Origin of the sequence: Vagococcus martis, assembly GCF_002026305.1 — a bacterium.
Classification (GTDB): Bacteria; Bacillota; Bacilli; order Lactobacillales; family Vagococcaceae; genus Vagococcus; species Vagococcus martis.
Window position 1 is genome coordinate 1,708,068 of sequence record NZ_MVAB01000001.1, and the last position, 21,409, is coordinate 1,729,476.

A 21,409-nucleotide genomic window follows, 5' to 3' on the forward strand; every position below is an offset into this window, starting at 1 on the left:
AAGAAAAAAGAAGCAAGAATTAAGTGATAGGTTTTTGCGTATGCGGTCATTATGTTATAATTAAGTGAATAAGAAAGAGAGGTGAACTACTAATTATTTAATTAGTAGATAATCATGGATGATAAATTATTTAATCGTATAAAAACACTAACTGAAATGCAAAGTGTCAGTGGTCTTGAAGATAACATGCGACGTGTTATGGCTAAAGAGATGACACCTTTCGTTGATAAAGTGGAATATGATGGCTTAGGTGGCGTGTTTGGCATTCGTAAAAACAAATCAAACGAAGCACCTCGCATCATGTTAGCATCTCACATGGATGAAGTTGGGTTTATGGTGAGTCAAATTTTAGAAAATGGGTTGTTTAGAGTCGTTCCTTTAGGTGGATGGAATCCTTACACTGTATCAGCACAACGTTTTACTTTACAAACAAAAAAAGGTGATTATCCAATCATTTCGACATCAGTTCCACCTCATTTATTAAGAGGAGCAAACAAGCAAAAGGGAATAGATGTTGCGGATATTTTATTTGATGCAGGATTTGTATCAAAAGAAGAAGCAGAAGAGTTTGGTGTACGTCCAGGAGACGGGATTGTTCCTCAAGCTGAAACAATTAAAACAGCAAACGGTAAACGAATTATTTCAAAAGCGTGGGATAATCGCTATGGTTGTACACTGGTGTTAGATGTTTTAGAAGAATTATATGGTCAAGAATTACCAAATACCTTAATTGCAGGAGCAAATGTGCAAGAAGAAGTTGGGTTACGTGGAGCAAAAGTATCGACTCACAAATTTAAACCAGATTTATTCTTTGCAGTGGATTGTTCACCAGCTGAGGATATGTCCGGTAAAAAAGATGCGAATGGTCAATTAGATGAAGGATTCTTATTAAGAATTTTTGACCCAGGAATGATTATGCTAGGTCGTATGCGTGAATACATCCTTGAATTAGCAGAAGATAATAATATTCCATATCAATACTTTGTCTCAAAAGGTGGAACAGACGCAGGTGCAGCACACTTAGCCAATGACGGAGTTCCAAGTGCGGTAATTGGTGTGCCAGGTCGTTATATCCATACTCATCAAACAATGTTTAGTATCAAAGATTATGAAGCTGCAAGAGAAATGGTCTTGAAATTAATCACAACATTAGATAAAACAGAAGTTGATACAATAATATACGGAAAGTAGTGAAAGTATGTTAATCCCAACAACGTATGAAGAATTAGCTAAACCACTTGAAGAAGGAAAAACCATGCTATTTTTTACAGCTGATTGGTGTGGTGATTGTGTTTATATTAAACCAGACATGCCAGATATTGAAGCAAGTTTTCCTGAATACACGTTTGTTCAAGTAGATCGAGATGTGTTTATCGATATTTGCCAAAAGTGGGGGATATTAGGTATTCCAAGTTTTGTTGCAATTGAAGATGGCAAAGAACGCGGTCGTTTTGTTAGTAAAAACCGTAAAACGAAAGAAGAAATTATGACGTTTATCAGTGAATTATAAAAGGAGGAGATAGTATGTTAGAATCACAAGAATATCGTTCAATTTTAGTCGGAACAGATGGCAGTGAACAAGCGCAACAAGCGTTTGAAAAAGCTGTATCTGTGGCAAAACGAAATAATGCAGAAATTGTCGTTGCTCACATTATCGAAAATAAATTATATGGTGGAACGATGGCATTCTCTACTTTTTCTCCAGATATTGTCCAAGAAGAAACAAATCAAGCTAAAGAGTTGCTTGAAAGCTATAAAAAAATAGCCAAAGATTTAGGGTATGATCGTGTGAAAGTAACATTAGAATTTGGGTCTCCTAAAGTCATGATGGCGACAGAATTACCAGAGAAATACAACACAGATTTAATTATGGTTGGGCAATCAGGACTTAACGCAGTGGAGCGATTGGTTATGGGAAGTGTGAGTGATCATATCATTCGTACAGCACCGTGTGATGTGTTAGTTGTTCGACCAGAATAAAAACGAAAAGAATGGTGAGGAAAAAATTAATGATTGTTAGTTATAATTTAGAAGCTGTAGGTGACACATTAATCATTGTGACAGCTCAAGGGAAAAATAAAGAGGTTTCAGTTATTAAACAAGGAAATGTTGCTTGTATAGTTGATAAAGAGACAGAACAAATTCTTGGATGGAATATTTTTGAAGCATCGCATCATATTACAAATTTAAATGGAAATGGCCAAATCGAGTTATCACCATCACAAATTACTGAACTTAACTTGGCATTAAAAGAGGCTGGATTTGCTCATGAGTTTGAAGCAGATAATTCACCAAAATTTGTTGTAGGATATGTTCATACATGTACACCACATGAAGATTCTGACCACTTAACAGTCAATGATATTGAAGTTGATAATGGTGAGCATTTGCAAATTGTATGTGGTGCACCAAATATTAAAGCTGGCTTAAAAGTAGTTGTAGCAAAAGTTGGTGCCATGATGCCAGATGGCTTAATTATTTGGCCAGGAGAATTACGAGGTGTGGAAAGTTTTGGTATGGTGTGTTCTGCAAAAGAATTACGTTTACCAAATGCACCACAAGAAAAAGGAATTTTAGAATTAGATGATAGCTATGAAGTAGGGGCACGTTTTAATTTACCTCAATAGTTAATTGTTTGTAAAATTTCGAGTTAATAATTGTTGTTTGAATCAGTATGAGTTAAAATAACACTTGAGACATATTAAAGGGGGGAATTGCAATGAGTTTTATTGATGAAACAGTCCAATTTGATTTTGGGGATAACAATAAACGTGAAGTAAGTGAAACATTAGCGATTGTCTATATGGCATTGAAAGAAAAAGGTTATAACCCAATCAATCAAATTGTTGGTTACTTATTATCAGGAGACCCAGCCTATATTCCACGTTATCAGGATGCTCGTAATTTAATTCGTCGCCACGAACGAGACGAAATTATGGAAGAATTGGTAAAAAACTATTTAGTGCATAATGGAATCAATCTATTATGAGAAAAATGGGATTAGATGTAGGATCTAGAACTGTTGGTGTTGCAGTAAGTGACCTATTAGGTTGGACAGCCCAAGGGTTAGAAATTATAAAAATTAATGAAGATGAAGGCGAATTTGGGATTGAGCGTGTTGCGGAGTTAGTCAAACAATATGAAGTCGAAGAATTTGTTGTTGGCTTACCTAAAAACATGAACAACACCATTGGCCCAAGAGCTGAAGCAGCAATGGCGTATGGTGATTTGTTAAAAGAAACGTTTAATTTACCAGTCGTTTATCAAGACGAGCGATTGTCAACAGTTGCAGCTGAGAGAATGTTAGTTGAACAAGCAAATACATCTCGAGCAAAGCGTAAAAAAGTGATTGATAAATTAGCTGCTGTGATGATTCTTCAAAATTATTTAGATAAAAAGGTTTAATAGCCTTTTTATCTTTTTTTTTGTATAATGAAGTAGAAGCAAAGTTGAACAGAAAAGAGGAATATAAAATGACAGACAAACATGAACATAACCATGATCACGATCATGTACATGATGCAGATGATTTAATTACATTAATTGATGATGAAGGCAATGAGGTATTGTTCCGTATTCATTTAACAATTGATGGAACAGAACAATTTGGTAAAGAGTACGTATTATTATATGATGCAAGTACACCTGAAGGCGAAGAAGTTGAGTTATTAGCCTATGCTTACGAACAAGCTGATAATGAAGCAGAAGGCCGTCTGATGGAAATTGAAACAGAAGCTGAATGGGACATGATTGAAGAAGTTTTCAATACATTCGAATCAGAAGAAGATTAATAAAAAAATGATGGCTAAATCCTTGCAAAAGGGGATTTAGCTTTTTTTGTAGAGTTTTGGAAGTTTGAGAAGAGGAAAAGTAAATGAAAAAGTATAAAGGAAGCTATACTGTATTGTTTTTAAGTCTTCTAATCGGGGTTGTTTTGGGTAATGTTTTAAAAGATATGGCATTAGGCATATTAATTGGGATTTTAACTTATCCATTGTTTTCTGTCATGCAAAGATATTAGGAAGGAATGATAAGATGATTACTAAATTAGAGGTGTTAACGGAAAATCAATTAAAAGATATTATGTCGATTTGGCTTGATACTAACAAAAAAGCTCATTCTTTTATAGCAAATTCGTATTGGGAAGATAATGTAGAGCTTGTAGAAAAAGAGTTACCTAAAGCAGATATCTATATAGCAACAGATGAAAACGGAAAAATGATTGGCTTTTTAGGTGTTTTAGAAGGCTATATTGCGGGATTATTTGTATCATCTGACTATCAAAGGCAAGGTATTGGAAATAAACTAATAGAACGAGCAAAAGCTGATTTTGAAGAATTCTCCTTAACAGTTTATGAGAAAAATAAACAGGCAATCAATTTTTATACTAAAGAAGGATTTAAAATTAGTGAAACTCAAATTGATGAGGACACAAAAGAAATTGAATTGGTTATGGTATACAAAAACTGACAGTGAATAAATCAACTGTCAGTTTTATTTTTACTATTTTTTCTTTTTCATATACATAAAAATAGCTGCTAAACCAATGATTAATATTCCGATGAGTGGCAGATATTTTTGGACAACTTCTCCTGTTTTAGGAAGACGAGATAAAGAGTTTAATTCTTGATTGTCGCTGTTTACTTTTTTCTTTTTAGAAACTGTTTTCTGAGATGTAGTGCCTGTCTGGCTACTTATTTCACTCGTTTGACTAGTCTGTGAACTAGATGATTGACTTGAGTGGTCACTAGAGATTGATATTGTACTACTACTTATTTCAGGAGTAGGCATAATTTCAATGTTATCCTCTTCACTCACTAGAGCAGAAGATGGAGACGTAGAACTTGATTCTTGTTGACTACTACTTACTGTTGTACTTGTTATCTCAGAAGTACTAGTGGTGGAATTCTTTGATTCGTCGCTTATCGTTTGAGATGTAGAGTTAGTACTACTTTCTGAAGTCGTAGTATCTGTTACGCTAGTTGTTTCTTGTGTCGATTCATTTCCAGATTGACTCATACTATCATTTGTTTGACTTGTTTCCATTTCACTGCTTGAAGAAGAACCAGGCTGATTTTCCGTTGTTGACTCGGTAGTGGAAGTCATTGTATCGCTTGTTTCAGGAGCGATTACATCTTTTTTAGTGTGCAATTGTTTAAATTGATTATTTTCTTCAAATAGTTTTCCTATTTCTAGTAACAGTCTATCTTGATTTGTCGCAGCATTAAATTGTATCCCTAAAGGTAAATTATTTTTGCTGACATAAGTAGGTAAGCTAATTGCAGGTTGGCCAGTTAAATTTGCTAACTGAGTGAACGGTGTGTATGCTAATGAATTTAGCCATTGATCATAGACAACTTTCATACGTTCATCTTTTGTTTTCAATTCATCAATATGTTTGATCTGTTCAGCGTATTCTGGTGTTAATAAAGATTCAGTTAGTCCTGGAGCAGTTGAGGCTGTAGTAGGAGTTAAGATTAATGGGTAGTCTTTATATAAAGCTTCCATTGTTTCTTTGACCTCATCATTATAAGCACTGACTTTTTCTAAATCTTCTTTATTGACAAATTCACTTGCTTGATAAAGAGCCCAAGTAACTGGATCAACATCGTCTATATGTAAACTTCTTTTTAAGGTTTGCTTAGCTAAAAAGTTGGCTAAACTACCTGAAGCAGTAGCCATTTCATAATATCCGTGCATCAATTTAACACCATCAACTGGGATAGAGATTTCTTCAGTGACAATTCCTTTTGAATTTAAAAAGTTCACAGCATTCATAACAGCTTGTTTAGCATCCTCACTGACTGGTGTCCCAACAGGTGAAGTAGTGGTGTAACCTACTTTTATTCCAGTAAGATTAGTAGGTGTAGGATTAATGTCAGATGTTAATAAATTTTCAAATAAAGCTATCGTGTCTTCCATGTTTTTAGCAAGTGGGAAATTAACAACTTGACCTGTTTTGGCATTTCCCGAAATGATTCCTCTAGAAGGTTTTAATCCGACAAGACCATTCCATGATGCTGGAATTCTGATAGACCCACCAGCATCACTTCCAGAAGCAACTGGCACAACACCTGACGCAATTGCGGCCCCAGAACCACCAGAAGACCCACCTGCTTGATAATTAGGGTTCCAAGGACTTCCAGTTGGACCATACAAAGTTGAGTCGGTCACATTTTTCAATCCTAATTGTGGGTAGTTGCTTTGACCAATGATAACAAATCCTAAATCTTGTAATGATTTGGCAATTCGCCCGTTAAATTTTGTTGTGACATGTTTGTTAAAATCTAACCCATTCGAGTTACTTCCTCCAACGATGCTATGACCTAAACCTTTCATCACGATAGGGACACCAAAAAATGGTTGACCGTTATCGACCATCTCGCTTGCTTCTTTTAAAGCAAGATCTTTTCTTGTCGTAATTAAAGCATTTGTTCGTGGGTTTTCTATGTCATTGACTTGAAAAGCTAAATCAATTAATTCTTCGGTTGTCACTTTTTTCTCTCTAACTAATTTTGCTAAATCAGTGGCACTCATAGAAATATATTCATCAGTTGTTAGCTTGACGTGATGAGGTGTCTCAGGAATGACGGCTGAATTACTAGTGGTAGTGACAGGAACTTCCACTGCTTGAGTATGTATACCAACAGACAATAGAGCTGTGGCAAGTAATAATTTAATATGATTTTTTATCGACATGTTTCTTCTCCTTTTTTACAAACTTCTTAAAGTGTAACCAAAAACAATAAAAAAAGAACCACGTAAATTTTTACGTCGCTCTTTTACTGACAAAAAAGTCAAATATGTTTAAATGATTTATAAAAGTCTACCAATAGAAGACAGTGGTTGAAATAAGCAAAACAATTTTGTTTTTAACGATTTATTAAATGGTAGGCTTTTTGAGTGTTGGCAAAATGAACTTTTGCATATTGTTCTAAAAGGGGCATGCCACCTTTTTTTAGGATTTTAGCAGCAGCTATATCTGATTTTTGTCCAGCACCTGAAGGAATAGTAAATCCTAATTCTTTACTAGCTGTTTCTAAACTTGTTAAAAATTCTGCGCGGCAAATAATGGATGCAGCAGCAACCGCCAGATGATATTGTTCTCCTTTTGTCGTGAAGTATAAAGGTTTAGTTACTTGATTTTTCTCTTTAGCTAAATATTTTCGATAGTTTGACTCAGGAGTAAACTGGTCAATTAATATACCTTTGGGGGTAATCGGAGAAATATCTTGTAATAATAAGTAAACTGCTTGGTTATGTAGGGCAACTTTCATCCGATTGACATTATACTCAGGTTGTATTTCATTATATTTTTTGGGTGTGAGGACAAGTTTTCGATAGGGCATAACATGAATAATCTCTTTTGCAATGCGTTTAATATCTGTGTCAGTTAACATTTTAGAATCCTTCACACCTAATTCTTTTAATAAAGGCATGTGTGTGTCATCAACGTAAGCAGCACAGACAACAACTGGTCCAAGATAACTACCATTTCCAACCTCGTCACTCCCCACAACGTTCCATAAAGCAAAATCTTTTGGCAACGAGTTTGAAGAACTAGAAGATTGTTTTTTTTGTGTCGTATTAGCTCCACGCTTCTCCCACATAGCGGCTTCTTTTTCAGCGTTGACTCCTTGAAAGACAACTTTTTTTGATTGATAAGCTGTGATAACTACTCCAGGAATTTTGGCTTGAAATAATGCATATGGGGGTGTTTTTTGGAAATATGGTTCATAAGCTGTTGTTAGTTCACTGATTAGCTTGTCAGAAGCTAATAATGTTATAGTTTGTTGCATGTTCAACTTCCTTTTTAAAAAATTTATGTTAAGTATAACATGTTTTTATCATGAATGATTCTTAAGGTACAACTTGCTTAATTGTCAATTAAAAGAAAGTCATATATAATTAAGTTGCTTCTTTTAGTGAAGGATTTATGGGAGGATTTAAGATGGCTCTTGAAGAGAACAAACGTTATAAAGCGACAATTGCAGGAAATACATATACAATCATAGGAAAAGAAAGTCATTATCATATGGATATTGTTAATCAATTGGCAAATGAACAACTTGAAACAATTATGAAAAATGCTCCTAAGTTATCAACAGAACAGGCAGCTATCTTACTAGCGATTAATACACTATCTGTTCAAATAAAACAACAAGAAACTATTCTTGATTTGAAGAAAGATATTAGTGATTTAGAAGATGAGTTAGAGAAAATGATGGCGTTAGAAGAACGTCTTGATAAAATTGAAGCAAGAGAAAAAGAAACACGAAAAAAAGCGATACAAGAAAACCGAGAATTAACAGATGAAGAGATGTTAAATCAAATTGAAATTCAAAAAATTGTCAATGAGCAAGCAAAAGAAAAAATTAAACGAAACAATAATAAGAAGAAATCATCAATTAATAAATAAAGAATAAGTAGGTTTTGCAATGGTTATAACGATAATTAGTATACTTATATTATTAACAGGATTTTATGCCGGATATCGCCGAGGATTTGCCTTGCAACTGGTTTATTTTGTCGGATATTCATTAAGTTTTTTCATGGCAAAAGAATCGTATCAATCAGTTGGGAAAAAGATTGAATTACTCGTCCCTTATCCTGCGCCAACACAAATCACTAAGTTAAGTGTGTTTGATAATAGTTTGATTTTTGATTTAGACAAAGCTTTTTATGCTGGCTTTGCGTTCATATTCATCCTTTTAATAGGGTATTTAATCACAAGATTTATTGGCATGTTATGCTACAGATTAACGTTTATTCCACTAGCGAATAAAAGCAATCAATTAATAGGTGGTTTAATCAATCTTGGCTTAACTTATATTGGATTAGTACTTGTTTTGACAGTATTGTCGATGATACCTCTAGGATTTATTCAAAATGCATTTGATAAATCAGGTATTGCTAAGGGGATGATTGAGCATACACCAGTATTATCAGCCAATCTATATCAATGGTTTATTAAACAAATTATTTTATAAAAGAGAGCCTAATAAAGTAGGCTCTTTATTTACATAAGTCGGATTTAGGAAGTGAAATAGAGTGAAAAAGAAAATAGAAGATATATTAGAGTTTGATAAAGTCAAACAAATGTTATCTCAACATATTGTAACAAAATCTGGGCTGGAGCATGTTAATGACTTAAAAGCATCACACTCATATGATGAAATAGAAGAATATTTAATGGAAACAGAAGATGGTATGACTGTTTTGCGTTTACGCGGGGGCATTCCTATGCCAATCTTAGAAAACATCAAACCACATATGAAACGTATTGAAATTGGTGCTATGCTAAATGGTTTAGAGTTAGCACAAGTTGGTCGTGTCTTGACAACTGTTCTTGAAATTCAACATTTCTTTGATGATTTAAAGGATGCGGATATTGAATTACATCGTTTGTATGACTGGTCAGAAAAAATGATTGCTCTACCAGAACTATCAAAAGAAATCAGACATGCAATTGATGAAGATGGTACTGTAACAGATGATGCGTCACCAGAATTAAAACAAATTCGCCAAAGTATTAGACGCTCTGAACAAGCGGTGAGAGAACAACTTGACGGGATTCTTCGTGGAAAAAATTCGAATTACCTGAGTGATACGATCGTGACAATGAGAAATGATCGCTATGTTATCCCGGTAAAAAGTGAGTATCGTAGTCATTTTGGTGGTGTTGTCCATGATCAAAGTGCATCTGGTCAAACAGTTTTTGTTGAACCAAGACAAGTAGTTGAACTAAATAATCGTTTAAGACAACATCAAATTTCTGAGCGCAAAGAAATCGAGCGAATTTTAGCCGAATTATCAAATGAACTTGAGCCGTACAGACATGATATTTTACAAAATGCTTATGTCTTAGGAAAACTTGATTTTATTAACAGTAAAGCATTGTTTGGAAAACAATTAAAAGCAGTGGTGCCAAGATTAAGTGACGAAAAAGATGTTCATCTGAAACAAGCAAGACATCCACTAATTGATGAAGACGTTGTGGTACCAAATGATATCGTGATTGGAAAAGATTATCAGGCTGTTGTTATTACAGGACCAAATACAGGTGGTAAGACAATTACACTTAAAACATTAGGATTACTACAATTAATGGGACAATCTGGTTTACCAATTCCTGTAGGTGAAGAAAGTAGTATTGGAATCTTTTCAAATATTTATGCAGATATAGGGGATGAGCAGTCGATTGAGCAGAATTTATCAACGTTCTCTTCACATATGACAAACATTGTGTCAATTTTAGATAATCTTGATTCAGATAGTTTGGTATTATTTGATGAGTTAGGAGCAGGAACAGATCCACAAGAAGGAGCGGCACTTGCTATTTCTATTCTAGATAAAGTTGGAGAAATCGGCGCCTATGTTATGGCAACGACTCACTATCCTGAGTTAAAGGTTTATGGCTATAATCGTCCGAATACAATCAATGCTAGTATGGAATTTGATGTTGATACACTTAGTCCAACATATCATTTGTTAATTGGGATTCCTGGTCGAAGTAACGCGTTTGAAATATCAAAACGTTTAGGATTATCTCCTGATATCATTGAGCAATCTAAACAAATTATTGATGGAGAAAGCCAAGATTTAAATGATATGATTTCTGATTTAGAAAACCAACGTAAAATGACAGAAACTGAATATCTGGAAATGCGTCACTATGCTGATGAAGCAGAAAATCTTTATCATGATTTAAAAGAAGCGTATGAACGATTCTTTACCGAACGTGAAAAAGAGATGAATAAGGCTAAAAGAGAAGCGAATGAAGTCATCAGTAAAGCGCAAGAAGAATCAGAAAAAATGATTAAAGACATTCGTCAAATGCAACTAAGAACAGGGAATAATCAATCTGTTAAAGAACATGAATTGATTGAAGTTAAATCAGGATTAGAAAATCTAAAACATGATGAAACACATTTGAAGAAAAATAAAGTCTTGAAAAAAGAGAAAGAGAAAAAATCATTTAAAGCTGGTGATGATGTTTTAGTTGAAGCATTTGGTCAACGAGGAACATTGATTGAGAAAGTTGGCAATAAAGAATGGCAAGTGCAACTAGGTATTCTGAAGATGAATGTATCAGAAGATGGCATGACACGAATTGCGCCTGAGAAAGAACCTCGCATGCGTGTATCAACGGTAAAAAGTGATGGCGGCGGTAGTCGTCAATCCGTTTCAACTCAACTGGATTTACGTGGTAAACGTTATGAAGACGCCTTAGCAGAAGTTGATCAATACATTGATGCTGCCTTACTTGCAGGTTATCCTCAAGTAACGATTGTCCACGGACGTGGAACGGGTGCTTTAAAACAAGGGGTACAAGAGTACTTGAAAAATAATCGTCGAGTAAAAAAATATAATTTTGCTCCTAGCAATCAAGGTGGAGACGGTGCGACAATTGTGACTTTCTAAAAAGTGAGCAGATTGTTAGTTCTTTACTACCCCCGATGGTATAATCAGTTTATAAAGTAAAAGATTATTTAGGAGATGAATGAATATGGTAGAAAATATTACAGATGCAAATTTTGCAGCAGAAACAGATGAAGGATTAGTATTGGTAGACTTCTGGGCACCTTGGTGTGGACCATGTCGTATGCAAGGACCTATCTTAGACGGTATCGCAACAGAATACCAAGACAAAGTAAAAATTGTTAAAGTAAATGTGGATGAAAATCCTCAAACAAGTCAAGCACACGGAATCATGAGCATTCCAACATTATTACTTAAAAAAGATGGTCAAGTTGTTGAACAAATGATTGGTGTCCAACAAAAACCACAATTAGAACAAGTATTTAATAAATATCTTTAAAATTATAATCATTCTATGGTGCTATAATCACTGTGGAATGATTTTTTTTTCAACAAATTGTATACTTGATAAAGAGAGAGTACAAGGAGATTGAACTAGTGAACGAAAGAATAAAAAATAAATTAGCTTTGTTGCCAGATCAGCCAGGCTGTTATTTGATGAAAGATAAACATAATACGATTATATATGTTGGTAAGGCGAAAATTTTAAAAAATCGAGTGCGGTCTTATTTTACTGGGACGCATGATGAGAAAACACAACGACTAGTAAGTGAAATTGTAGATTTTGAGACGATTATCACAGAGTCGAATACAGAAGCCTTGCTTTTAGAAATAAATTTAATCCAAAAGAATATGCCGAAGTATAACATTATGTTAAAAGATGATAAAAGCTATCCCTTCATCAAGATAACAAATGAAAAAGCCCCAAGATTATTGATTACACGCAAAGTATTAAAAGATAATGCGATTTATTTTGGTCCGTATCCAGATGTAAAAGCAGCCAATGAAACGAAACGATTGCTTGATAAAATTTATCCACTTAGAAAATGTAAAAATTTACCGAATGAAGTGTGTTTGTACTATCATATGGGACAATGTTTAGGTCCTTGTGTGAACCCAGTAGTAGAAGCGAAGTATAAAGAGATGGTAGAAGAGATCAAAAAATTCCTAAATGGCGGCTATACAGAAATTCAAAAAAAGATAGAAGAAAAAATGATAAAAGCTTCTGAGAATATGGAGTTTGAAAAAGCGGCTGAATACCGTGATCAAATTCAGTCGATTCAAAGTGTGATGACCAAACAAAAAATGACCAACGCAGATTTTGTTGATCGTGATGTATTTGGTTATTATGCCGATAAAGGATGGATGGTTGTTCAAGTCTTTTTTGTTAGACAAGGAAAACTAATTGAGCGAAATGTATTTGATTTTCCATTTTATAATGAACCAGAAGAAGATATGTTGACTTTTATTGGGCAATTTTATCAAGAGAATCACCATTTTATTCCCAAAGAAATACTATTACCAAAAGAATTGGATAAAAGCCTTGTCGAAGCGATGATTCCAACTAAAATTTTACAACCTCAACGCGGTGAGAAAAAAGATTTAGTGAATTTAGCCAATAAAAATGCCAAAATTTATTTAGAAGAACAATTTAGTTTAATAGAAAGAAAAGAAGATAGAACAATCGGCGCTGTAGAAAAATTAGGACAAGCAATGAGGATACCAACACCTAATAGAATAGAAGCGTTTGATAATTCAAATATTATGGGGGTCGATCCTGTTTCTGCGATGGTGGTATATGTGGATGGCAAACCATCGAAAAAAGATTATCGTAAATTTAAAATTAAAACAGTCGAAGGACCGGATGATTATGCTTCAATGAAGGAAGTCATTTACAGACGTTACTCTCGAGTAATAAAAGATAATTTACCAATGCCAGATTTAATCTTAATTGATGGTGGAAAAGGGCAAGTACATGCTGCTCAAAATGTTCTTGATAACCAATTAGGTTTAGATATACCAATTGCAGGATTAGCTAAAAATGATCAACATAAAACCAGTGAATTATTATTTGGACCAGACTTAGATGTTGTGCCATTAAAACGAAATTCTTCAGAGTTCTTTTTACTTCAACGTATACAAGATGAGGTGCATAGATTTGCGATAACATTTCATCGTTCAACCCGTAGTAAAACAAGTTTTGCATCAAAACTTGATGGGATAGAAGGCCTTGGACCTAAGCGTAAGAAAAAACTATTAACGACATTTAAATCTATGAAAAAAATTGAGGAAGCGAGTGTCGAAGATTTAGTTGATTCTGGGCTTCCAAAAACTGTTGCAACCAATGTATACCAACATTTTCAAACGATAAAAAAATAGTCAAAGTAGCAAAAAAGTGTTACAATTTAAAACGTGTTTTTTTAATTCGATAATAGAGGAGTTTTAACCATGAGTTTAATCATACAAATTGTTACATTAGTTATCATTTTTACTAGTATGTTTATTTATTATCGTCAAGTGAGTAAAGCAAAAAAGAGTCAGATAGGTTTGGAAGTATTAGCAAGAACATCTCAACTTAGTATGAGTGCTTTTGTTTTAGGACTTGGTGTTATTTTAATTGAATTAAATTCGTTTGGGTTATCAAGAAGTGAGTTTGTGAATCACTTACTGATTTATGGTGCATTTGTCAGTTTGGTAACAATAATCAGTATTTGGTATTACTCTCGAACGTTAAAAAATTAGAAAAATATTTGTTTTTTAATTCACAGTCAAATATTTTGACTTTTTTGTGAAAAAGAACTATAGTGTCCATTGAATAAAAGTTGGAGGGAATAAAAAATGAGCAGACCAAGAGTCGTTATTTTGGGGGCAGGCTACGCAGGCCTAAAAACAGCTAAAGAATTGAGCAAGAAAAATGTTGATGCTGATATCATTTTGGTGAACAAAAATGATTATCACTATGAATCAACACAATTACACGAAGTAGCAGCAGGAACAGAACCAGCTAGTAAAATAACTTTCAACATTGTTGATGTTATTGATACTAAGAAAGTTCAGTTCTTAAAAGACACTGTTATCAAAGTTGATAAAGATAACAAAAAAGTTTTATTAGAAAACACTGGTGAATTAGCTTATGACTATTTAGTGATGGCATTAGGATTTGAATCAGAAACATTTGGTATTCCAGGTGTTGATGACTATTCGTTACCATTAGTGAATATTAAAACAGCTGAAGCAGCACAAGCTCATCTAGATAGAGCATTAGCTAACTACCAAAAATCTAAAGATGAATTAGATTTATCTATCGTAGTTTGTGGAGCTGGATTTACAAGTATTGAGTATTTAGGAGAAATTACAAATCGTATTCCTAAATTAGCTAAAACAATGAATTTTCCAATGGATAAAGTAAAAATCACTTGTATTGAAGCAATGCCAACATTACTACCAATGTTCTCTGAAAAACTTGGTCAATTTGGTATTGATGTATTGAAAAAACGTGGTGTAACGTTTAAAGTCGGAACACCAATTAAAGAAATTAAAGAACATGCTGTTGTTTACGAAGAAAATGGTGAATTGAAAGAAGTTCATGCTCATACCATTATTTGGACAACAGGTGTTAAAGGTAGTCATGTTGTCGGTGAATCTGGATTTGCTGAACGTCGTGGACGTGTAATGGTTGAAAAAGATTTACGTGTTGAAGGATATCCTGATGTCTTCATGATTAGTGACGTGAGTGCTGTGATGGATGAAGAGTCTGGAAGACCATTCCCAACAACAGCTCAAATTGCGATTAAACAAGGTGAAGCCGCTGCAAATAACTTAGCTCGCTTATTAAATAACCAACCAACAGAAGCTTTTACTTTCAAATCTTTAGGTACTGTTGCTTCAATCGGTAATAACGTTGGTATCGGACAAATATTAGGTGGTAAAGAAGTCAAAGGTTATATGGGTTCAATTGTTAAGAAAAGCATTATTAACAAATCACTTCTTGCTGTGGGAACAGCAGGGACCCTTCTTAAAAAAGGTCGATTTGATTACTATCATTAAGATAAAATTAAACAGCAATTCTAAGTATTTATACTTAAGATTGCTGTTTTTGTTTTATTAAAATCATTTATTATTATAAAGTTGATGCATAATTTTTTTTCCTGTTTTAGTGGCAGCTAGTCCACCTTCAGCAGTTTCTTTAAAAGCAGAAGGCATTTGCATCCCCACTTGATGCATGGCTTCAATGACTTCATCAACAGGAATGACACTTTTTACTCCTGCTAAAGCCATATCGGCAGAAATAAATGCTTGTGATGCACCAAGAGCATTTCTCTTAATACAAGGAATTTCTACCAAGCCTGCAACTGGATCGCAGATTAAACCAAGCATATTGATAATAGTAATAGCGACAGCTTGAGATGCTTGTTCAGGTGTACCACCACAAGTTTCAACAAGAGCACCACTTGCCATAGCACTAGCTGATCCGACTTCAGCTTGGCATCCTCCAGCAGCACCACTAATTGAGGCATTGTTAGCAATGACTAAACCGATAGCGCCAGCTGCAAATAAAAAGTTGATTTGTTGCTCTTTTGTTAATTCACGTTCATCTGTTAGAGCGGATAATACTCCTGCAGCTACACCAGCACTCCCAGCAGTAGGTGTGGCGCAAATTAATCCCATCTCAGCATTTACTTCATTGACCGCCATGGCATTTTGCACCGCACGTAAAATAGTCTCACCACTTAAAAAATCACCTTTATTAATATATTGATTCATTCTAGGAGCATCTCCACCGGTTAAACCGGTTACAGAAGTGACCCCTTTTACCCCTTTTTCAATTGAGGCTAACATGACGGAAAGATTTTTTTCCATGTGAGCGATAATCACTTCACGTGGTCGCTGTGAAACTTCTATTTCTGTTTGGATCATGGCTTCAGCAATCGAACCATGTTCATTTGCTAAAATAACTAATTCTTCAATTGTTTCAAACATTCCTGTGTCCTTTCTAGTTGAAAAAATCAACCGCATCAATATGTTCTATTTGTCGTAATGAATCAAGTAATCCTTCTACTCGGTTATCGACTTCTATAATCATCATCGCTTTTTCGCCTTTTGCTTCACGAGTTAATGTCATCGTACTAATATTAATATTCTTTTCAGATAATAAGCGTGTCACATTCGCAACAACTCCAGGTTTATCTTGATGGAAAGTAATGTAGGTTGGGGTAGAAAAATCTAGATTAATTTTAAACCCATTTAATTCAGAAATTTGAATCGATCCGCCACCAATAGAAATTCCTGTACATGTCATGGTTCGATCTTTTGTTCGAAGCACCATCTTAACTTGGTTTGGGTGGTCGGCTTTTTCAATTTTAGGGATAAACGCCACTTCCATCCCTTTTTCATGTGCAATTTCTAAAGATTTAGACAGACGATCATCGTCAGGTTCCATACCGAGTAACCCACCGACTAGGGCAATATCCGTACCGTGACCTCTATATGTTTTGGCAAATGATTCATATAAGTAAATATCAACAGATAAAGGCTGTTCACCTAATATTCGTCTGATGACTTTACCAATTCTGGCAGCTCCTGCAGTATGAGAACTGCTTGGTCCAATCATGACTGGTCCAATGATATCGAAAACGCTATTATATTGACCCATGTTTTTCCTCCATATCTATTTAATTATTGGTTTTAGTTTACCATAAAGGTTATTCTATATTTTGAATTAAGTCTTTTTTTTATTTAAATATAATGTGATAAAATGAAAAAAACGTATATTAATTTATGAGTGGAGGAATATAGATGAAAACAGAATTAATTGTTGTTGGAACAGAACTTTTACTTGGCCAAATCGTCAACACAAATGGGGCATATTTATCAAAAGAATTAGCAGATTTAGGTTATGAAGTGTATTTTGAAACGACGGTAGGTGATAATAAAAAAAGATTAACTGACACAATAGAATTAGCATCTACAAGAAGTGAATTAGTTATCTTATGTGGTGGGTTAGGTCCAACTACTGATGATTTAACAAAAGAAGCGGTGAGTGAATTCATTCATGAACCACTAGAGTATGATGAGGAATCTCTAGAAAAAATTTATCATCTATTTACGTCAACTGATAAAAAAATGCCTGAAAATAATAAACAACAGGCTCTAACATTTAAAAAAGGGATCACACTAAAAAATCCGACAGGGCTAGCATGCGGAATTTTTATTACGGTGAATGATGTTCATTATTTACTGTTACCTGGTCCACCCAGTGAATTGACAGCTATGTTCGAACAAGCTGCTAAACCTTTGCTCAGAAAATTAGCACCACATCATAAAGAACTTGTTTCACGCTATTTACGTTTTATTGATATTGGAGAATCACAACTTGTGACAGATTTATCTGATTTAATTGATGCACAAACAAATCCAACTGTTGCCCCATATGCTAAATCAAATGAAGTAATGTTACGACTTACGGCACAAAGTTCAGATTTACAAACAGCCAAGCGTCTACTAGATGAAATGGAAGAAAAAATATTAGCTATTGAGAAAGAATTCTTCTATGGCTATGGAGAAGAGTTGACTATTCAAGATGTCGCTGTTAATCAATTAAAACAAAAAGGCAAAACTCTTGCGGTAATTGATATGTTAACAGACGGACAGTTCTTTACAAAAGGGATTGAGGTTCAAGATGGGACGGATGTTGTTAAATTTGGAGTGGCCCTTGAGAACAAAGGCATGTTAACTACATTGTTTGATAAAACATTTGATATAAACGATCATGAGACGCTTGGAAAAGAAATAGCGACATATAGTTTAGAAAAGTTTGGCACAGATTATGTGATGGTTCTCTTAGGAGATTTAAGTCGTGGAAATGATGAATTACCAGAGGGGACTATTTGGTTTGTCTTAGCTAGTGACAATGGCGTGGTATGTAAAAAAAGAGTGTTTAAACGTCATCTAGCTTATATGAAAGATGGTGCCATTAAACACGGCTATAATTTTATTCGATTAAATAGTTAAAATAAAACACACGAATATTTGTTCGCTTTTTTCTTGCTTTTTTGAATAAAAAAAGTATATTATAAAGTGAAGAGATAAATATAATTGGAGGTACATACATGTCAGATAATCGTAAAGCAGCTTTAGATGCTGCCTTAAAAAAAATAGAAAAAGATTTTGGGAAAGGTTCAGTGATGAAACTAGGTGAAAAAGTTGATACTCAGATTTCGACTGTTTCAAGTGGTTCTCTTGCCCTAGACTCAGCTTTAGGAGTTGGTGGGTACCCACGAGGTAGAATCATTGAAGTATATGGCCCAGAAAGTTCAGGTAAAACAACGGTTGCATTGCATGCTATTGCCTCAGTACAAAAAGCAGGAGGAACAGCAGCGTTTATCGATGCTGAACATGCTTTAGATCCAAAATATGCGAGTGCATTAGGTGTTAACATTGATGAGCTTCTTTTATCACAGCCGGATACTGGAGAACAAGGGCTGAACATTGCTGAAGCACTTGTTTCAAGTGGGGCAATTGATATTGTTGTTGTCGATTCAGTAGCTGCTTTAGTACCAAGAGCTGAGATTGATGGTGAAATGGGAGACGCTCATGTGGGGCTTCAAGCACGTTTGATGTCACAAGCGTTAAGAAAACTATCTGGAACAATTAATAAAACAAAAACAATTGCGATATTTATTAACCAAATTCGTGAAAAAGTTGGTGTGATGTTTGGTAACCCAGAAACAACTCCTGGGGGACGTGCATTGAAATTTTACGCAACTGTTCGTTTGGAAGTTCGTCGAGCAGAACAATTAAAATCAGGAACAGATATTATTGGTAATAGAACGAAAATAAAAGTAGTTAAAAATAAAGTAGCGCCACCATTTAGAATTGCTGAAGTTGATATCATGTACGGTGAAGGAATCTCTCAAGAGGGAGAACTACTGGACATGGCTGCTGATAAGGACATTGTTAACAAAAGTGGTGCATGGTATTCTTATGAAGAAGAACGTATCGGTCAAGGACGCGAAAATGCGAAGAAATATCTGACAGATCATCCAGAAATGAGAGAAGAAATTTACCAAAAAGTTCGTCTAGCATATAATATGGATGGAGTAGCACCAGAAGAAGCTACTGAAGAAAGTGATAAAACAGAAGAAGTATCATTAGAATTAGAAGATTAAAAAATCAACTCCTATATAGATCATTGAATAGTAATGAGTATTATTTATCAATGATAATATAGAGGAGTTGATTTTTTCTTTCATATCTGAATCTTTTTTTAAGTTGACACTCCTTTTAACAAAGATTAGAATATATAATGTATAGAAATATATACACTCATATTTTATATATGATTTAGTCATAATGATATGTTTTAAATCTATGAATAACACAATAATAAAGATAGTATGGAGGTGTTTTTATGGCTGCTACGATACTCCTTGCTATCATCGGTTTAATTGTAGGTCTAGCAATCGGCTATTTTATTGCCATGACTCGACATAAGAAGTCTATAGAAGGAGCGAATAATACTGCCACCGGAATTATTCGACAGGCCAAGAAAGAGGCTGAGACTCTAAAAAAAGAGCATTTGTTGGAAGCAAAAGAACTGAATCAACAATACCGATTAGAAATTGAAAGTGAGCTGAAGGAAGAAAGAGCTGAACTAAAAAATCAAGAAAATAGACTATTACAAAGAGAAAATAATCTTGATCGAAAAGATGACTCTTTAGAAAAACGCGAACGCTCACTTGAAGACAAAGAGGAGAAACTTGATTCAAGGAAGCAATTGATTGATGAGCGGGAAAAAGAGGTATCAACCTTAATTGAAAAACAAGAGATAGAACTAGAACGTATAGCAGGTCTATCTAAAGATGAAGCACAAACGATTATCATGGACGATATGAAAGTGGAATTATCACATGATAGAGCCATGTTGATTAAAGAGAGCGTACAACGTGTGAAAGATGAGGTTGATCGAAAAGCACGTAATATGTTGGCATTAGCTATTCAACGAAGTGCGGCTGATCAAATTTCAGAGTTAACAGTAACCGTCGTTACATTACCTAATGATGATATGAAAGGTCGTATTATTGGTCGAGAAGGCCGAAACATACGAACGCTTGAAACATTAACAGGTATTGATTTAATTATTGATGATACACCAGAAGCGGTAGTATTATCAGGATTTGATCCTATTAGACGTGAAATTGCACGTATGACTTTAGAAAAATTAATCCAAGATGGTCGTATTCATCCAGCTCGAATTGAAGAGATGGTGGAAAAATCTCGCAAAGAAATGGATGAACGTATCAGAGAATATGGTGAGAATGCAGCATTTGAAGTGGGAGTTCATTCACTTCACCCAGATTTAATTAAAATACTTGGTCGTTTAAGATTTAGAACAAGTTATGGACAAAATGTTTTAAATCACTCGATAGAAGTAGCGAAATTAGCTGGTGTTTTAGCTGAAGAACTTGGTGAAGATGCCACTCTAGCAAGACGTGCGGGATTATTACATGATATTGGTAAAGCACTTGATCATGAAGTAGATGGCTCACATGTTGAGATTGGAACAGAACTTGTAAGTAAATACAAAGAAAATCCAGTTGTTATCAATGCAGTAGCATCGCATCATGGCGATGTGGAAGCAACTTCTGTCATTTCTGTACTTGTTGCAGCAGCAGACGCGTTGTCAGCAGCGAGACCAGGAGCTAGAAGTGAATCATTAGAAAACTATATTAAACGTCTAGAACGATTAGAAAGTATCGCTAATGACTTCCCAGGAGTTGATACAAGTTTTGCTATTCAAGCCGGTCGTGAGATACGTGTGGCTGTTAAACCAAATGAAGTCACAGATGATGAGGCAGTTATTTTAGTACATGACATTCGTAAACGAATTGAAGACGAACTTGAATATCCAGGACACATTAAAGTAACTGTTGTTCGTGAAGTACGAGCAGTAGATTATGCTAAATAGTAATGAAAAGACTCAGAGAAATCTGGGTCTTTTTTTGTGCAAAGAAATTTAGTTCATAGTCGTTCATAATTTGTTATAATGTTTTATTTTCTAGATATAAGGAGTTAATTTTTACTTGTT

23 protein-coding genes are annotated in these 21,409 nt (G+C 34.5%); 19 read left to right on the forward strand and 4 right to left on the reverse strand.

Going from position 1 to position 21,409, the window contains the following annotated elements:
- The first annotated feature begins 114 nt into the window (after positions 1-114).
- The 9 genes from pepA to BW731_RS08300 all read left to right on the forward strand — a co-directional run bounded on the left by pepA (position 115) and on the right by BW731_RS08300 (position 4,470).
- Positions 115-1,191 carry a glutamyl aminopeptidase gene (gene pepA / locus BW731_RS08265; RefSeq protein WP_079347253.1) on the forward strand — a complete coding sequence of 359 codons (1,077 nt, stop codon included), beginning with the start codon at positions 115-117 and terminating at the stop codon, positions 1,189-1,191.
- A gap of 7 nt (positions 1,192-1,198) precedes the next feature.
- Complete coding sequence (locus tag BW731_RS08270; protein ID WP_079347254.1) at positions 1,199-1,510, forward strand: thioredoxin family protein; 312 nt, start codon at positions 1,199-1,201, stop codon at positions 1,508-1,510.
- 14 nt (positions 1,511-1,524) lie between these two features.
- Complete coding sequence (locus tag BW731_RS08275) at positions 1,525-1,980, forward strand: universal stress protein (RefSeq protein WP_079347256.1); 456 nt, start codon at positions 1,525-1,527, stop codon at positions 1,978-1,980.
- A 29-nt stretch (positions 1,981-2,009) separates the two neighbouring features.
- Entirely contained in the window at positions 2,010-2,627 is a 618-nt protein-coding gene (gene ytpR / locus BW731_RS08280; RefSeq protein WP_079347258.1) for a YtpR family tRNA-binding protein, read from the forward strand.
- 92 nt (positions 2,628-2,719) lie between these two features.
- Positions 2,720-2,989, forward strand: coding sequence for an IreB family regulatory phosphoprotein (locus tag BW731_RS08285; RefSeq protein WP_071456343.1), 270 nt, complete (start codon positions 2,720-2,722; stop codon positions 2,987-2,989).
- Positions 2,986-3,405, forward strand: a complete 420-nt coding sequence (gene ruvX, locus BW731_RS08290) for a Holliday junction resolvase RuvX (protein WP_079347260.1) — start codon at positions 2,986-2,988, stop codon at positions 3,403-3,405. The genes BW731_RS08285 and ruvX overlap by 4 nt, the downstream gene beginning before the upstream one ends.
- Positions 3,406-3,473: 68 nt before the next feature.
- Complete coding sequence (locus BW731_RS08295) at positions 3,474-3,791, forward strand: DUF1292 domain-containing protein (RefSeq protein WP_079347261.1); 318 nt, start codon at positions 3,474-3,476, stop codon at positions 3,789-3,791.
- Between the two features lie 83 nt (positions 3,792-3,874).
- Positions 3,875-4,021, forward strand: coding sequence for a hypothetical protein (locus BW731_RS12625; protein ID WP_158080185.1), 147 nt, complete (start codon positions 3,875-3,877; stop codon positions 4,019-4,021).
- A gap of 14 nt (positions 4,022-4,035) precedes the next feature.
- The gene (locus BW731_RS08300) at positions 4,036-4,470 is read left to right on the forward strand and encodes a GNAT family N-acetyltransferase (protein ID WP_079347263.1); all 435 of its coding nucleotides are present in this window, start codon (positions 4,036-4,038) and stop codon (positions 4,468-4,470) included.
- Positions 4,471-4,503: 33 nt separating this feature from the next.
- On the opposite strand, the gene BW731_RS08305 is transcribed toward BW731_RS08300, so the two are convergent.
- Positions 4,504-6,699 (reverse strand): amidase family protein, encoded by a 2,196-nt coding sequence (locus BW731_RS08305; RefSeq protein ID WP_079348603.1) that lies wholly within the window; start codon positions 6,697-6,699, stop codon positions 4,504-4,506.
- Between the two features lie 173 nt (positions 6,700-6,872).
- Complete coding sequence (rnhC, locus tag BW731_RS08310; protein WP_079347265.1) at positions 6,873-7,799, reverse strand: ribonuclease HIII; 927 nt, start codon at positions 7,797-7,799, stop codon at positions 6,873-6,875.
- A gap of 152 nt (positions 7,800-7,951) precedes the next feature.
- On the opposite strand from rnhC, the gene zapA reads away from it, so the two are divergent.
- The 7 genes from zapA to BW731_RS08345 all read left to right on the forward strand — a co-directional run bounded on the left by zapA (position 7,952) and on the right by BW731_RS08345 (position 15,369).
- On the forward strand, positions 7,952-8,419 hold the full coding sequence (gene zapA, locus BW731_RS08315; protein ID WP_079347267.1) for a cell division protein ZapA: 468 nt from the start codon (positions 7,952-7,954) through the stop codon (positions 8,417-8,419).
- A gap of 19 nt (positions 8,420-8,438) precedes the next feature.
- Positions 8,439-8,990: a CvpA family protein gene (locus tag BW731_RS08320; protein ID WP_079347268.1), complete on the forward strand. Its 552-nt coding sequence runs from the start codon at positions 8,439-8,441 to the stop codon at positions 8,988-8,990.
- Between the two features lie 61 nt (positions 8,991-9,051).
- Positions 9,052-11,424 carry an endonuclease MutS2 gene (locus BW731_RS08325; RefSeq protein ID WP_079347270.1) on the forward strand — a complete coding sequence of 791 codons (2,373 nt, stop codon included), beginning with the start codon at positions 9,052-9,054 and terminating at the stop codon, positions 11,422-11,424.
- 85 nt (positions 11,425-11,509) lie between these two features.
- Positions 11,510-11,821 carry a thioredoxin gene (gene trxA / locus BW731_RS08330; RefSeq protein WP_071456352.1) on the forward strand — a complete coding sequence of 104 codons (312 nt, stop codon included), beginning with the start codon at positions 11,510-11,512 and terminating at the stop codon, positions 11,819-11,821.
- Between the two features lie 98 nt (positions 11,822-11,919).
- The gene (uvrC, locus tag BW731_RS08335; RefSeq protein ID WP_079347271.1) at positions 11,920-13,701 is read left to right on the forward strand and encodes an excinuclease ABC subunit UvrC; all 1,782 of its coding nucleotides are present in this window, start codon (positions 11,920-11,922) and stop codon (positions 13,699-13,701) included.
- Positions 13,702-13,770: 69 nt separating this feature from the next.
- Positions 13,771-14,064 (forward strand): hypothetical protein, encoded by a 294-nt coding sequence (locus BW731_RS08340; protein ID WP_079347273.1) that lies wholly within the window; start codon positions 13,771-13,773, stop codon positions 14,062-14,064.
- A gap of 96 nt (positions 14,065-14,160) precedes the next feature.
- Positions 14,161-15,369, forward strand: coding sequence for an NAD(P)/FAD-dependent oxidoreductase (locus BW731_RS08345; RefSeq protein ID WP_079347275.1), 1,209 nt, complete (start codon positions 14,161-14,163; stop codon positions 15,367-15,369).
- Between the two features lie 63 nt (positions 15,370-15,432).
- Here the strand turns inward: BW731_RS08345 and sdaAA are convergent, their stop codons facing one another.
- Both sdaAA and sdaAB read right to left on the reverse strand, forming a co-directional pair.
- Positions 15,433-16,302, reverse strand: a complete 870-nt coding sequence (gene sdaAA, locus BW731_RS08350; RefSeq protein WP_079347277.1) for an L-serine ammonia-lyase, iron-sulfur-dependent, subunit alpha — start codon at positions 16,300-16,302, stop codon at positions 15,433-15,435.
- A gap of 13 nt (positions 16,303-16,315) precedes the next feature.
- Positions 16,316-16,975, reverse strand: a complete 660-nt coding sequence (sdaAB, locus tag BW731_RS08355) for an L-serine ammonia-lyase, iron-sulfur-dependent subunit beta (RefSeq protein WP_079347279.1) — start codon at positions 16,973-16,975, stop codon at positions 16,316-16,318.
- Between the two features lie 143 nt (positions 16,976-17,118).
- Here sdaAB and BW731_RS08360 point away from each other — a divergent pair, with 143 nt between their 5' ends.
- The 3 genes from BW731_RS08360 to rny all read left to right on the forward strand — a co-directional run bounded on the left by BW731_RS08360 (position 17,119) and on the right by rny (position 21,289).
- Positions 17,119-18,333, forward strand: coding sequence for a CinA family nicotinamide mononucleotide deamidase-related protein (locus BW731_RS08360; protein WP_079347281.1), 1,215 nt, complete (start codon positions 17,119-17,121; stop codon positions 18,331-18,333).
- A 98-nt stretch (positions 18,334-18,431) separates the two neighbouring features.
- Complete coding sequence (gene recA, locus BW731_RS08365) at positions 18,432-19,490, forward strand: recombinase RecA (RefSeq protein WP_079347283.1); 1,059 nt, start codon at positions 18,432-18,434, stop codon at positions 19,488-19,490.
- Between the two features lie 242 nt (positions 19,491-19,732).
- Positions 19,733-21,289 carry a ribonuclease Y gene (gene rny, locus BW731_RS08370; RefSeq protein ID WP_079347285.1) on the forward strand — a complete coding sequence of 519 codons (1,557 nt, stop codon included), beginning with the start codon at positions 19,733-19,735 and terminating at the stop codon, positions 21,287-21,289.
- Positions 21,290-21,409 lie beyond the last annotated feature (120 nt).